Here is a 15343-nt window from a genome sequence, read left to right as displayed (position 1 = left end):
GACAACATAAAGATGATCCAGCAACTTTCATGCCAAAAACCTGTCCGCTTGTTCAGCTTTTTATGACGGAATGCGAGTAATATAGGGAATCCAAAAATGACAAAGGGGGCGCAAAGTGAAGTCAGAAAAACGTTTCCTGGCCGGGATACTCCTCAACCTCTCTCTGCTTCTGAGCGCTGCGAATGCGCAGGCGTGGGGTGACAATGGCCACCAGATTGTGGGAGAAATTGCCTGGGGCTTTCTGCAACCGGAGGTGAAATCCCGGGTAACTGAACTGCTGCAGATTGCCGGGGAACCTGGGCTGGCCGAAGCCAGTACCTGGGCCGACCGTATTCGCCACGATGAGCAATACAAATGGACGGCACCACTGCACTACATCAACCTTCCACGCGACTGGCACGGCTACGTGGAAGCCAGAGACTGCCCGCCCGCGGGCTGTATTGTGAAAGCACTGGAGAAATATGAAGAAATTTTGCGCAGCCCGGATACCACAGAGAGCGAGCGCGCAGAGGCCTTGTTGTTTGTTGCCCATTTTGTGGGCGACCTGCACCAACCGATGCACACCGGACTGCGGGAGGACCGCGGTGGCAATGATATAGAAGTGCAGTTCTTCGGATTCCCCACCAATCTGCATGCGTTATGGGACGTCTATTTACCCGCCGGTTTTGCAGAAGACTGGAGGAAGTATGCCCAACGGCAACAATGGGAAATCACCGAGGCGCAGCGTTCAGCCTGGCAGCGCAGCCATAGCGAAGAGTGGGCGGCAGAGTCCCACGCGTTGGCACACAGTTATGCGTACACAGCGGAGAAATTTCTGGGGGAAGACTACTACCAGCGCAACCGGGCCTTTGTTGAACAGCGCCTGCGCCAGGGCGGCGTTAGACTGGCGGGCGTCATCAATCGAGCTCTTGGCGCCCGCGAACACTGACCGACGGGGTGCCCGTGGCATGAGAGCATACATCCATCCCCGCACCGGCATACTGGTGCGGGGATTTTTTTAACACATCGGCGTAATCACAACACTCGATTACGGCAGGTTGTGCACATGGCTGCCCACGGGGCCGGAGAAAATACCACCATCGTGCATGTCCCAATTGATAGACCAGGTCATCACACCATTGAAGGATGGATAGGCCTGGCTTGGTGTCAGAGTTGCGCAGTTCAGCTGTTGGGTCAGGCAGTCCAGTGCACGGTTGATATCCGCAGTGGTGGCAAAGCCACTACCTGCGGCGCTGGGTCCGGATGGCAACGCCAGACCAACTTGATCCGGTCGCAACCCTTCGAAGAAACCCGCACTACCGTAACCCAGCGGGAAGCCCTCAATCAGCATTAAAGCGGACGCCACCATCATGTCCACTGAGCCCGCCGCGTAGGCCGAGCCATTGTAAGGCGTGGCAAGACCGCCGTTGTTATAAAGCTGTACATGCAGTAAATCCAGATCGTCGCGCAGTTGATCGATCATCGGCAGGTAGGCACCCCAGATGCCGGTGTAGGACACGTAGCCACCCTGAACATAGGGGTGTTCTGGCGCCATGGACAGGTACATGCCGGGATAGAGCTGCTTCAACTGTTTGACCGCCTTCACCATGTTCTGGATCACCGGTGCACCGTGCATCACGCCCGCGCCGGATTCCAGATCGATGTCGATACCGTCGAAACCGTACTCGTCAATCATCGCGGCGGTGCTGCTGACAAAGTTAGCCACATTCTCATCGGTGTTCAGCGTCACAGTGCCCTTCTCACCACCGTAAGAGGCAATGACGATCTTGCCGGCAGCGCGCTTGGCCGCAATATCGGCAATGAACTGTTGCTTGTCGAGGCCCGGATCCAGATTAAATGCAATGTTGCCGTTACCTGCGTCGTCCACAAAAGCCACAACAATCACATCCCACACATCGGACACGTCGCTGATGCGGTACAGACCGGAGCCATTGTCGAAGTTGTGCCAGTAACCGACCAGCGCGTGTTTTGGCAGCAGGCCGCTGTTGCCACCTGACGAGCTACCGCCAGAGGAAGAGGAACCGGAGGACGAGCTAGCCCCGCTACTGCTGGAAGATGAGCTGGAGGATGAGCCGGCGCAATCCCCAACCTGACTCCAGGCATCCTGCCAGTGCATTCCCACACCCGGCTCGTAGGCCCAGGCCGCGGAAGATGAACACCAGCCGGCAATATTGCACTGGAATTCGAGCCCCACGTTCTGCACCTGCTGACCGGCGGTGTAACTGGTACCAGCAACATACTGCAGCGAGGTACACAAGCCGCCGCCGGAACCACCGCTGGAACTGGAGGAGGAGGAGCTGGAGGAAGATGAACTGGAAGAACTCGATGACGAACTGGAAGAACTGGACGAGGAGCTGGACGAGCTACCGTCACAGGCACCATCGTATTTCCAGTGCGCCCAGGTTCCGGAGTTGGTCACGGGGTTATTGTTCTGGGTCCAGTAATTGGCGGTGTAGCCGTTGCCCAGATGCTGAACGGCATTCCCGCCCACATAGATCGCACTGCTCTCCCAGTTCGGGCGCGCGCTGCAGTCCACCGCAGCGGCCTCTGCGGCAAGCAGCCCGAGGGCGACAATACTCAGCAGACTTCTTTTCATGATGTGTTCCTTTTATTTGAGTTATTCGCTGAAAGAAAAACAGAGGGCGCGAATGCGCCCCCTGTGTACTGCAATACCACACGTTTACATAAAGGGCTCAATGGCAACTTGCAGGTCCGATTTCCACCCACACGCTGTTTACTCCGGGCTCATCGCCCTGGGTCCACCACTGGGCGCGGTAGCGCAGGTTGTTGTGATTGACCTCTGCCCCGCCGCTGTAGGCGGTGCTGGCGTTCCAGGGCACCTCCACCTCACTGATCAGGTTCCAGTCTGCGGACGTAAAGCCCGGCTCCTGTTGCGTCCAGTATTTCGCTTCCCAGACCAGGCTTTCATAACTCACCTGATCGCCACCGAGATAAGTACCGCCGGACTGCCATGCCGGCACGCTCGCCGCATTGGGGTCGCTGAGTTCACAGCCATCGCCGATAACGGTGTTGGTTACCCGCACGATCACGTCGGCGCTGGCACTATCAATGGAGTCACTGACGGTTACGCTCAGGGTGAAATCCGTGTCTTGCTCGACCTGCGGTGCGGTGATGGTGATGCTCGATCCACTGCCTGTAGCCATACCGGACCAGGTGTAGGTCAACGCATCGCCGTCACCGTCGGTTCCGGTTGCGGTGACAGAAACCGTTGCACCTTCCGCTACCGTCACCAGGGCGGGCACGGATACTTCCGGCGGTGTGTTGGCCTCCGGTGGCAGTAGGAAGATGCTGACCTGATCCGGGGTTTCATCGCTCAGGCTGCCGTCGCTGACGGTCAGTGCGAACGCCAGTTCCGCACTGGCGGCAACCTCCGTGGCAGAGAACGTGGGATTTGCTGCGGTCGCGTCACTGAGGGTTACTGCGGCACCGGAGATCTGAGTCCAGTTGTAGGTCAGGGCATCGCCATCAGGATCACTGGAGCCGCTGCCGTTCAGGGTTACCGTCGCCGGTGTAACCACGATCTGATCGTCGCCCGCATGCGCACTGGGCGCGCGATTGGGTTGATCCGCCAGCACGGTCACGGTGATCTGATCGGTGTTGCTGGCATCGCTGGTATCGGTAACGGTCAGCGCGAAAACCAGTTCCGCATCGGCCGTTACGCTCGGTGCGGTAAAGCTGGCGGCGGCGCTTTGCGCGTTTTGCAGATCTACCGGTTCGCCGGACACCTGCTCCCAGTGGTAAGTCAGCGGGTCGTTATCCAGATCGCTGGAAGTGCCGCCGTCCAGAGTCACCACGGCACCGCTGTTCACACTCTGGTCACCGCCGGCGCGCGCGGTCGGGGTGCGATTTTGCGGGCCGTCTCCATGGCCCAAGCTCTCGTGCATGGCATTCAGGATGTCACCGTTGTCCGCGTCAATCTCCCAGGAGAACAGACCGGCGAGGCCTTTTGACTGCACATAGGCGCCCTTGGCCAGTACGGAGCGACGGTTGTCGTAAGTGATCAGGTCGCCGGTTCCCGGCTTGAACATGTACGGCGCTTCGGCGGTCGCATCGTAATACTCTTCCCACTCACCGGTGGCGAGGCGCGCAACGATATCGCGATAGTCCACCACACCCGCCTCCCAGGTGCCGGCAACCGCTCCAGTGGCCGTGCCGGTCATGTGGTCGCTGCCGGTCCAACCGTTAACACCGGTCCAGCCGCGGCCATACATGGCCGCGCCCACGACCAGCTTGCCCGGATCAACACCCTTGGCGAGCATGCCCTGGATACCATTGTGGGTGGTGTAGTCGGTATCGGGCCTCCAGGCCGGCGCATACAGCGCGGTCTGATGGCCGAGCGTATCCAGGCTGAATGCACCGTAGAAGTCGTAGGTCATCACGAAGAAGTAATCCATGTACTGCTGTACATCGAGATAATCCACATCTTCGATCTTGTCGGAGCCGGCACCGATGGCGGAGGTCAGCTGGTATTCACGGCCGGTCTCCAGCTCCAGTTCGTCGAGCATCGTACGCAGGTCGCGCATCAGCAGGCGATAGGTTTCGCCGTCGGTGGACGCATCACCGAGATTCGGATTGGCGCCCTGGCCGCCTGGATATTCCCAGTCGATATCCACACCATCGAAGAATTTCCAGGTACGGATAAATTCCTCCACCGAGTCCACAAACGTCTTGCGTTTGGCCGGATCGCCGAAGAAAAAGAACGGATCGGACAGGGTCCAGCCCCCAATGGACGGCAATATTTTCAGGTCCGGATAGGCCTGCTTCAGCGCCATCAACTGGCCAAAGTTGCCCTTGTAGGGATCGGAATAGGTCTGCCCATTCTGGGATTTCTGTACTGCGGCAAACGGATCGTGCAGCGATACTTTGAAATCTTCGCGGCCGCTGCAGGAGCGCTGCAACGCCGCGAAACTGCCTTCAATTTCCTTCAGACTGTCATTGATACCGTCACCGCCACAGATCGGTACGAAACCGTAAATGATATGGGTCAGGTTGTAGGCGGGAATCATGTCCACGGAGAACTTGCGCCCGTACACACCCCACTCCACAAAATAGGTGCCCACCACGGAACCACTGGTGTTGGTATAGGGCTGGTTGTTTTCACCCGCAGTGAGCACTATCGGGTCCAGATGGCTGCCGTCTGTGTCCGCCACCACGATGTCGACCGCGGCGGAAGTGGCGCAACCGTCGTCGTTACAGAGGGCGACCTGAAGTTCATACTGCCCGCCCTCCGCAACCTGCAGGGTCGCGCTGCCGGTCTGGGTTCCGTCGCCACTGATACTCTGTTCCTGCACCACCTGTCCGTTCAGAAGGTATTGCGCTTTGGTCGCTGCATCGCCGGACCATTTGGACCAGGACACCGGCACTTCGGCATAGTCGTGGATGGTAACCAGCTGCTCGTAAGCGGTGGCCGCGTCGTCCACCTCGATGATGGCGAAGCTGGTTTCCATCCAGTCGATAGTGGGGGCGCCCGGTGCGGCGATGACGGAAGAACTGGCTAGGCCGAGCGCTAACAGTGCGCGGCGCCAGTGGCTTGGTGTGAGCCCTTTCATTGATGTTCACCTTGTCGTTATCTTTGTATTGATCAGGATCTATATCAATGAGAGCAACGAAGTGTTGTTCCGTCATACCTCAACGGGCTTCGCTGCCCCCGATTGAACGGCATAACTACCTCCATGCCGGTACTTCTTGTCTGTTCTGAGAACAGGTACCTCTGGTGCCCGCTGTGACCCGGGCACAATGACATCGCTGTCATTTTTATCAAGAAAATGACAGCGATGTCATCAAGTTTTCACAATACTCCGGTACAGGTCGTGTTGACCAGCCTTCTAAGGCAGTCCTGAGAGGTAAGTCACACCCGGAAGCCGGCTTGTGGCGCGGTAGTTCTCGCGAAATCGGACCCAGATCGTGCCTGGGCATTGATCCCCCATATAGCCGTCATAAGATGACGCCAAAAGAAAAGCGGCCGATAAATATCGACCGCTCACCCCATTTACCCAATCAAGCTGACTGAAACTTCCCGCTTTTTCACTCGCTGAAATCAATCTCAGACCAGTGGTTACCCGCTGTGGGTCTATTTACGGTCATGTTCAGTCTCCGTTACGGACCGCTTCTTCTTGGCACTCCACCTCGTCTCGCGATGGGGGAGTCTTCCCGGGACAATACAAGTATAGTTTCGCGCCACTCCCGTCCAAATACAGAGCAGGAACTATAATAGACGCGATGTGCGAAGTTGCGCCTGTAGCCGCGTACCAGTGAATAAAAATGTAAATAAAAGGCAGGGAAGCCATGTCATTAACAGAACTACTCACCCGCATTCGTCCCTCCGTAGAGCAGGAACTTTCCAGACTGCGCCCACCCTATACCCTGTATTTTTCCCTTTGTGACAGCCAACGTCGGGCAAGCGTCGTCCACGTACAAGGGCAAAGCTTTCTCCAGGCCTGGGAGGAAGGCCAGGCCTGCGCGTTGGAACTGGCGGAAACCGAGAAGCTTGATGTTTGCTGGCTGCGGGTTGACTGGGTTTTCACTAGCCGGGAATCCACCTGGAGGCAACTAAAAGATGTACTGGAGATAACCAAGCGCAATTATTTCCGCCGCGGTATCGCACTTGATCCAGACTTCAAATTCAGCTTTCTCGAACCAGAGTTGAATGCCAATGCGATGCTCTATGGTGGCAACCAGATCACTCATGCCATCATCAATGAAAAGAATTTCATCATTTACGCAAAGAAGCGTTATGGATCGGAAATAAAGCTGGATTTTTCTCCTGAGAGAGCGGTGTACCTGCTGTTTACCAGAGGAATCTTTTGCAGCAACACAGAAGGACCTTTACCACTCAACGGACCAAATCGCGATGCGGGGCGCAGAATCATCCAGGAACTCGATGAAGACTGTGTATACCGGCTAATCAGAGACAGCAGCACATACCTCGCCAGCCAAGTGAAAAAGAACGGTCAATTCCGCTATGGCTGGCACCCCTGTTTCGACCGACCGATTGCGGCCTATAACAACCTCCGTCACGCCAGCAGCATCTACTCGATGCTGGAAGCCTGGGAAGTCACCGGCGACGAAGGTCTCAAGTCAGCCATTCTTCAGGCGCTGGAATATCTAACTAGCCGATTGATCAAAACCGCACGACTTCCCAACGGCACCACCGCCGCATTTTTAGTCGAGAGCAGCAGAGAGATAAAGCTGGGAGGTAATGGCGTTTGCCTTCTCGCACTCGTAAAGTACACCACATTGACCGGCGATGACGCATTTCTCACCCTGATGGAACAACTGGCGCTGGGAATCTGCCACATGCAGGACCCTCAGAGCGGAAAATTTGTTCACGTGCTGGAATACCCTTCACTTGCGGTCAAGGAAAAGTTTCGCATTATCTACTACGACGGTGAGGCCGCCTTTGGGTTAATGAGGCTCTACGGACTGACAAGAGACGACCGCTGGCTCACCGCTGTGGAAAAGGCGTTTGAGCACTTTATCAAAGCCAAGCACTGGCGAGCACATGATCACTGGCTGAGCTACTGCGTCAATGAGCTGACACTCTATCGGCCGGAGGAAAAATATTTCCAGTTCGGCATAGATAATTTCTCCGAGTATCTGGATTTTGTGCTAGAGCGCATCACCACATTCCCAACACTTCTGGAATTGATGATGGCCGCCGAGCGCATGCTGACCCGAATGCAGCAGAAGAATACGTTCAGCCATCTACTCGCCCGCGTTGACCTGGAAAAATTTCATGCGGCCCTTGAGTATCGAGCCCACTATCTGCTAAACGGCCACTTCTGGCCGGAATACGCCATGTACTTCGAAAAACCAGGAAAGATTCTTGGTAGTTTCTTTATCAGACACCACGCTTTCCGCGTCCGAATTGATGATGTGGAGCATTACCTTTCCGGGTTCGTCGCCTATCGAAATTATCTCCAGAACAAGTGCACACAAAACGCCACACGCGCTATATCCACAGCAAGTCAAACTGGATTCGCAACAGTATCGGACAACTGGAATACGGAAAATCTCGTAAGCGCAACCTCGGGCAGCTGGATAACACCGCCCCAATCGCCCACCTGGCGAGCCACTGGTCTTTGTATATTCCCCCCAGGCATGCGCCCCGGGAATATCGTGGTAGTGAGGCCGAAAAATGGAGACAGATTCATTCCCCAAAATCGCCTGAATACACTTTCGTATAAACCGCAGGCAGTCATTACCGATGACCCGGAATTTTCTCTCCCAGACTCGACGCCAATACTGCGGGTTCCCGACCTGAGAAATGCCATTCTGAATATGGGCCGCTACGCAAGAAGCCAGATCCAAGGAAAGATAATAGGTATTACCGGCAGCTCCGGTAAAACCACCACGGTCGCGCTGCTTCATCACCTGCTACGTGCCTGGGGAACCATCGGAAAAACCGAGCACAATGCCAATCTTCCCCTAGGCATATCCTGGAACCTGGCCTCCATCCCATGGAATGCACCATTTACCGTACTGGAAATGGCGGTGGGCAACATGCAACTCAACTCTGCCATCGCCAGGCCCGACGTGGCAATGATCACCAACATCCACCCCGCCCACCTTGAGTACCACAACAATACCGAAGAAATAGCCAGAAAAAAAAGCCGTATTTTTTCAGGAATGAAACCTGGCGCTATTGCCGTTATCAACAGGGATATTCCGGAGTGGCCAATCATCGAAGCCGAAGCGCGTAAACACCAGCTAAGGGTGGCCACCTTTGGCGAGCACCCTCATAGCCACTTTCGGCTAAAGAACTACACAGCAGATACAGGGAGAACCGTCATAAGTGCGAACGGTAGAGACTTTGAGTTCACTCCCGGGGCCCGCGGGCGGCATATGGCCATCAACAGCCTCGCATGCCTTACCGCCATCCATACGCTTGGGCTGAATATTGAAGTTGCACTGCCATTACTGCCCCTGTTCAAACCTTTGCCCGGGCGCGGTGATTTTTCCCGGGTACGAATTCAGGGGAAACAGGTCCATCTCATTGACGAGGCCTACAATGCCAACCCCGCATCCATGAAGGCCGCATTACGCCTCGCCGGGGAAACAAAATTATCGCGCCATACCGCAAAAAAAATACTGGTTCTCGGAGACATGCGTGAATTGGGTAAGCAGTCAAAACAATTCCACCATGATTTAGTCCCCCACATCACAGAAACAGGTGCAGATAGGGTGCTCTTGCTGGGCCAGGAAATCGGGAGCATCAATGAAACCCTAATAGAACAAGGAATAAATAGCGCGGCATATCAGGATTCATCACAGCTCAAACATGAAATCCTAAATTCCATTGACGACGAAGACCTCCTTTTCTTTAAAGGCTCCCATGGCAGCGGCCTGCACTTGCTGGTCAAAGAACTGCTGGAACCAGAGCCAGCGAACTGAACTGAACTGAACTGAACTGAACTGACATCGTGAAACTGAACTAGCAAAAAACAACGAAGCAAAAAAAAGCCGGGCCATTAGGCCCGGCTTTTTAATGTGCGGCAGTCAGACGACGCTGATGCCAGTTTGCACCCAAAGTTCCTGCGTTGGATCGTCCTCAGACACGTAGATGTCATAGTCGATACCGTGCGCAGAACCTGCTTGCGATGCGGTCCAGTTACCCAACGTATCCACTGTATCCTCACTATTGCCGGTAATGTAGAGCGGAACTTGCTCTCCACCGGAAATAGCAAGCAGATCTTCAAGACCAACCGAAAGCGTTACGGCATTATCCTGATCAAGATCCACAGCCTGGATACCACTGAAGTCGCCACCATAGTCTCCCAGAGCGACAACACCTTCACCGCCTTGCCAGTAGAGCGTCTCCAGACCGGATTCACTGCTTTGTAGCGCAAAATCGTCGTCGGTTGATGCCTCAGCATCATCGACGAGCGCCACAGACATGGAATCCGACGAGAGCGGTTCTATCAGACTTGCAATGCCCACACCTTCCGGATCGACCGTTACCGTAAGCTGCCCTGTCGCGGTTTCCCCAGTCGGGAGCAACAGACGATAGACAAACACTTCGTCATACGGCTCAGTAAAGTACGCAGCAGACGTACTTGGCGTATAGACATAGTTGCCATCGGCGGTAACGGACAAGGTTCCATAGGTACCTGTAACCTCTACAACATCCGTACCGGTCACATCCACAAAGTTGCCGACGCCATCTTCGGAAACTTGCAGTATGGTGAATGGAGACCCGAGTTCATCATTTACCAGCAGGTTGCCTTCAGAGGACGTTGTATCAGTGACCACATACTCATCGAGGTAGGTAACATCAACGTTTGTTATGACATCGGCCGAGACGTTAACAAGCGTACCACTTAACGTCGCCCGAACCTGATAAGTACCTACGGTGAAGGCGACATTTGACAAATCAATTGAAGCCACCACCCCGAGACCGCCAACGATGATGTTGAAACTATCACTGGCTACTACTTCCCAGTTTCCAGGGCTGACCTCCCTTTCCAGGAAGACCTCACCATTTGATAGCGCCGCGAGCAGGACGGATACATCAATGCTACCGGCAACCAACATGTCATCCGTGATTTCGAAGCTATCACTGGTGTAGGTGCTTGTTTGCCCCAGACCACCACTGAGCAGCAACGAGCCAGTCTCGTCAAAGTACTCGTCATCGGTAACATTCTGCCACTCGATACTTGCGGAGGAAGAATCATCGACAACTGAGAACTGTACCGTAGCCGGATCACGCCACTCGACCTCGTCCCAGGTCAGCTCCACACTTTCACTATCGATCCTGACATAAAGAGTCGCCGTAGCGGTAGTGTCACTGTCCGGGTCATACAGCGTGTACTCGAACTGATCCACCTGACCGATACCATCCGCACTCTCATTTGGTGTGTAGATGTAGTCGCCGTCTGGATCAATACTGAGAGTTCCATAAAGTCCAACAATGTTGGTCGCATCGCCCGTCACATTGGTTCCGTTGACACTCTGAACTACCGTATTCGGGGTGACGACATCCACTTCACCGTCGGGGTTTACATCGGTAATCACATTTCCGGCTGCCACCTCGGTTTCATAACCTGCGATTTCCGTGTAGTTGTAATCCGTTCCCGCGACTGACAAGGAACTCAATACCGAGACTCCAACCCCTTCATACGTCAGGAAGGCGCGGTACAGCCCAGCGTCCAGCTCTTGTTCAACACCGAACGAATCGTCATCCAGAACACCGATCGACAGAACTGTCGCCCCAGGTGAGGAACCATCAATCGTGGTCCATTCATTTGCTTGTTCGTCCCACTTCTGAACAACGACCTGGTAATCGCCCAGCAGACTGACATCAAGTAATGCATCGAATGTGAACGTCAGATCCTGCTCGTGCCCCGGGACCACTTCAAAGCTGAGCGAATTTGTTCCCAGCACGGTAGCCTGCAGATCCAGGCTTGCAAGGGAAACACCAGCTCCGAGTAGATACTCAACACTGCCGTGATCGACACTCGTCGAAGTCGGAATGAGATTGACTATCGCCGTGGCTAAGTCATCGAATGCATCGACATCTGCGTCGGCATCGGCATCGGCATCCGCGTCAGCGTCCGCATCGGCGTCGGCATCGGCATCCGCATCGGCATCCGCATCCGCATCCGCATCAGCATCCGCGTCCGCATCGGCATCCGCATCCGCGTCGGCATCCGCATCGGCGTCGGCATCGGCATCGGCATCGGCATCCGCGTCGGCATCGGCATCGGCATCCGCGTCAGCGTCGGCGTCGGCGTCGGCGTCGGCATCGGCATCGGTATCGGCATCGGCATCGGCATCGGCATCCGCGTCGGCATCCGCATCCGCATCCGCATCCGCATCCGCATCTGCATCAGCATCTGCATCAGCATCTGCATCAGCATCGGCATCGGCGTCGGCGTCAGCATCGGCGTCAGCATCGGCATCGGCATCCGCATCGGCGTCGGCGTCGGCATCCGCATCGGCATCCGCATCGGCATCCGCATCGGCATCGGCATCCGCGTCGGCGTCGGCATCGGCATCCGCATCCGCATCCGCGTCAGCATCGGCATCGGCATCGGCATCCGCATCCGCATCGGCATCGGCATCCGCGTCGGCATCGGCATCCGCGTCGGCATCGGCATCGGCGTCCGCGTCCGCGTCAGCGTCCGCATCGGCATCGGCATCGGCGTCCGCGTCAGCGTCGGCATCCGCGTCAGCGTCCGCATCGGCATCGGCATCGGCGTCCGCATCGGCATCCGCGTCAGCGTCGGCATCGGCGTCGGCATCGGCGTCGGCGTCGGCATCGGCGTCGGCGTCGGCATCCGCGTCCGCATCCGCATCGGCGTCAGCGTCGGCATCGGCATCCGCATCGGCGTCGGCGTCGGCATCCGCATCGGCGTCCGCATCGGCATCCGCGTCAGCATCGGCGTCGGCATCCGCGTCGGCATCCGCATCGGCGTCCGCGTCGGCATCCGCGTCAGCATCCGCATCGGCGTCGGCATCCGCATCGGCATCGGCATCGGCGTCAGCGTCGGCATCCGCATCGGCGTCGGCATCGGCATCCGCGTCGGCATCCGCATCGGCGTCGGCATCGGCATCCGCGTCAGCGTCGGCATCCGCATCTGCATCCGCATCGGCGTCAGCGTCGGCATCGGCATCCGCGTCGGCATCGGCATCCGCGTCGGCATCGGCATCGGCGTCCGCGTCGGCGTCCGCGTCAGCGTCGGCATCGGCATCGGCATCGGCGTCGGCATCGGCGTCGGCGTCGGCGTCCGCATCGGCATCCGCGTCGGCGTCGGCGTCGGCGTCAGCGTCAGCGTCGGCATCTGCGTCGGCATCGGCATCTGCGTCGGCATCCGCGTCGGCATCGGCATCCGCATCGGCGTCGGCATCGGCATCCGCGTCGGCATCCGCGTCAGCATCGGCGTCGGCATCCGCGTCGGCGTCGGCGTCGGCATCGGCATCCGCGTCAGCGTCGGCATCCGCATCCGCATCCGCATCCGCATCCGCGTCGGCATCCGCGTCAGCATCCGCGTCAGCGTCGGCATCGGCATCGGCGTCGGCGTCGGCATCCGCATCGGCGTCGGCATCGGCGTCGGCATCGGCATCGGCATCGGCGTCAGCGTCGGCATCCGCGTCCGCATCGGCGTCAGCATCCGCATCGGCGTCGGCATCCGCGTCGGCATCCGCATCGGCGTCCGCGTCGGCATCCGCGTCAGCGTCGGCATCAGCGTCAGCATCCGCATCCGCGTCAGCATCGGCGTCCGCATCGGCGTCCGCATCGGCATCAGCGTCGGCATCGGCATCGGCATCGGCATCGGCATCGGCGTCAGCATCCGCATCCGCATCCGCATCCGCATCCGCATCCGCGTCAGCATCGGCGTCCGCATCGGCGTCCGCATCGGCATCCGCGTCAGCATCCGCATCGGCGTCCGCATCCGCGTCGGCGTCGGCATCGGCATCGGCATCGGCATCGGCATCGGCATCGGCGTCAGCGTCGGCATCCGCATCGGCATCCGCATCGGCGTCAGCGTCGGCATCCGCATCCGCATCCGCATCGGCATCAGCATCTGCGTCAGCATCGGCGTCGGCATCGGCGTCGGCATCGGCGTCGGCGTCCGCATCGGCATCGGCATCGGCGTCGGCATCGGCATCTGCGTCAGCATCGGCATCCGCGTCAGCATCGGCATCCGCGTCAGCGTCGGCATCCGCGTCAGCATCCGCATCTGCGTCGGCATCGGCATCGGCGTCAGCGTCGGCATCCGCGTCAGCGTCGGCGTCGGCGTCGGCGTCGGCATCGGCATCCGCGTCGGCATCGGCATCGGCATCGGCATCCGCGTCAGCGTCGGCATCCGCATCCGCATCCGCATCCGCGTCAGCGTCGGCATCGGCATCGGCATCCGCGTCAGCATCCGCATCCGCATCGGCGTCGGCATCCGCATCGGCATCCGCATCGGCATCGGCGTCGGCGTCGGCGTCGGCGTCGGCGTCGGCGTCAGCATCGGCATCCGCGTCGGCATCGGCATCGGCATCTGCGTCGGCATCGGCATCCGCGTCGGCATCGGCATCCGCATCCGCATCCGCGTCAGCGTCGGCATCGGCATCCGCGTCAGCATCGGCGTCGGCATCGGCATCGGCATCGGCATCCGCGTCAGCATCCGCGTCAGCATCCGCGTCAGCGTCGGCATCAGCGTCAGCATCCGCATCCGCGTCAGCATCGGCGTCCGCATCGGCGTCCGCATCGGCATCAGCGTCGGCATCGGCATCGGCATCGGCATCGGCATCGGCATCGGCGTCAGCATCCGCATCCGCATCCGCGTCAGCATCGGCGTCCGCATCGGCATCCGCGTCAGCATCCGCATCGGCGTCCGCATCCGCGTCGGCGTCGGCATCGGCATCGGCATCGGCGTCAGCGTCGGCATCGGCATCCGCATCGGCATCCGCATCGGCGTCAGCGTCGGCATCCGCATCCGCATCCGCATCCGCGTCAGCATCCGCGTCGGCATCGGCATCCGCATCGGCGTCAGCGTCGGCATCGGCATCCGCATCGGCATCGGCGTCAGCATCGGCGTCGGCGTCGGCGTCAGCATCCGCGTCGGCGTCGGCGTCGGCGTCCGCATCCGCGTCCGCATCGGCATCCGCGTCGGCATCCGCGTCGGCATCCGCATCCGCATCCGCATCCGCATCGGCGTCAGTATCCGCGTCAGCGTCGGCGTCGGAATCTGCATCCGCGTCACCGTCTACGGGAGGCGGCGCTGGAGGTGGATCAATAGGTTCAGGTGGAGGTATGTAAGGTTCAAAAGGTGGTGCACTGGATGAATCGTCGTCGACAGCTTCCTTAATTCCGTAAATTCCGAGGGCCGATAATCCTCCCCAAAGCCAGAATGGGATTAAGGGATCATCGTCTTCCTCTTCTTCCTGAGTGAGGGTATTGGCAATGTCTGCGCCACTGGCCTGGGCCAGTGAGAAGACAGTTCCGTCTGCGGAGTAACTCGCAAGTTGTAGCTCTCCGGTCTGGGGATCTTCTAGAAACAAGTCGCTTCTTAACCCAGCGTCACTTGTCGAAAAGAAGTTTGCGATGGTTATTTCTTCACCAGACTCAAGGTAAATGACCAGATCATCTCCGGAGCGAAAGAAGACTTCTATCTCTTCCTTTGAGAGTGGCAACTTAATCAGCCCGGGCGAATTCAATACAATGTTGTTTGCGTCTATAGAAACAAATTCACCACTGGCCTTTTCAATGTAATGGGCTTGCATCCTGCTCACCGATCTCACACCTCACTATTTGAATGTTTCTTACTTCACCTGAAATAGGTACGACTTTAGAAAAGCCCACGCCAACGCAATGCATTTCCAGTACATTTTC

The 15343-nt window shown here is 57.9% G+C and carries 5 protein-coding genes; 2 read left to right on the top strand and 3 right to left on the bottom strand.

From position 1 onward, the window contains the following. Positions 1 to 115: 115 nt before the first annotated feature. The gene (locus GNX18_RS00840) at positions 116 to 928 is read left to right on the top strand and encodes a S1/P1 nuclease (RefSeq protein WP_138235898.1); all 813 of its coding nucleotides are present in this window, start codon (positions 116 to 118) and stop codon (positions 926 to 928) included. 99 nt (positions 929 to 1027) lie between these two features. Here the strand turns inward: GNX18_RS00840 and GNX18_RS00835 are convergent, their stop codons facing one another. Further along, a complete protein-coding gene (locus GNX18_RS00835; RefSeq protein WP_138235897.1) occupies positions 1028 to 2596 on the bottom strand; it encodes a glycosyl hydrolase family 18 protein in 1569 nt (522 codons plus the stop codon). 97 nt (positions 2597 to 2693) lie between these two features. Beyond that, positions 2694 to 5570: a glycosyl hydrolase family 18 protein gene (locus GNX18_RS00830; protein ID WP_138235896.1), complete on the bottom strand. Its 2877-nt coding sequence runs from the start codon at positions 5568 to 5570 to the stop codon at positions 2694 to 2696. Between the two features lie 736 nt (positions 5571 to 6306). On the opposite strand from GNX18_RS00830, the gene GNX18_RS00825 reads away from it, so the two are divergent. Then, positions 6307 to 9414, top strand: coding sequence for a Mur ligase family protein (locus tag GNX18_RS00825; protein WP_166214835.1), 3108 nt, complete (start codon positions 6307 to 6309; stop codon positions 9412 to 9414). 105 nt (positions 9415 to 9519) lie between these two features. Here GNX18_RS00825 and GNX18_RS19395 read toward each other — a convergent pair whose 3' ends face one another. After that, positions 9520 to 15234, bottom strand: coding sequence for a BapA/Bap/LapF family large adhesin (locus tag GNX18_RS19395; RefSeq protein WP_205828024.1), 5715 nt, complete (start codon positions 15232 to 15234; stop codon positions 9520 to 9522). Positions 15235 to 15343: the final 109 nt, after the last annotated feature.

The sequence above is a fragment of the Microbulbifer sp. SH-1 genome, from assembly GCF_011326135.1.
GTDB lineage: Bacteria > Pseudomonadota > Gammaproteobacteria > Pseudomonadales > Cellvibrionaceae > Microbulbifer > Microbulbifer harenosus.
The sequence above is the reverse complement of the archived record's forward strand: the minus strand, read 5'-3'. Positions and strand labels throughout refer to the sequence as shown.

What these genes read in the sequence shown, in the direction of transcription:
- GNX18_RS00830 (WP_138235896.1), bottom strand. Translation starts at nt 5,570, where the DNA reads ATGAAAGGGCTCACACCAAGCCACTGGCGCCGCGCACTGTTAGCGCTC.
- GNX18_RS00825 (WP_166214835.1), top strand. Translation starts at nt 6,307, where the DNA reads ATGTCATTAACAGAACTACTCACCCGCATTCGTCCCTCCGTAGAGCAG.
- GNX18_RS19395 (WP_205828024.1), bottom strand. Translation starts at nt 15,234, where the DNA reads ATGCAAGCCCATTACATTGAAAAGGCCAGTGGTGAATTTGTTTCTATA.
- GNX18_RS00835 (WP_138235897.1), bottom strand. Translation starts at nt 2,596, where the DNA reads ATGAAAAGAAGTCTGCTGAGTATTGTCGCCCTCGGGCTGCTTGCCGCA.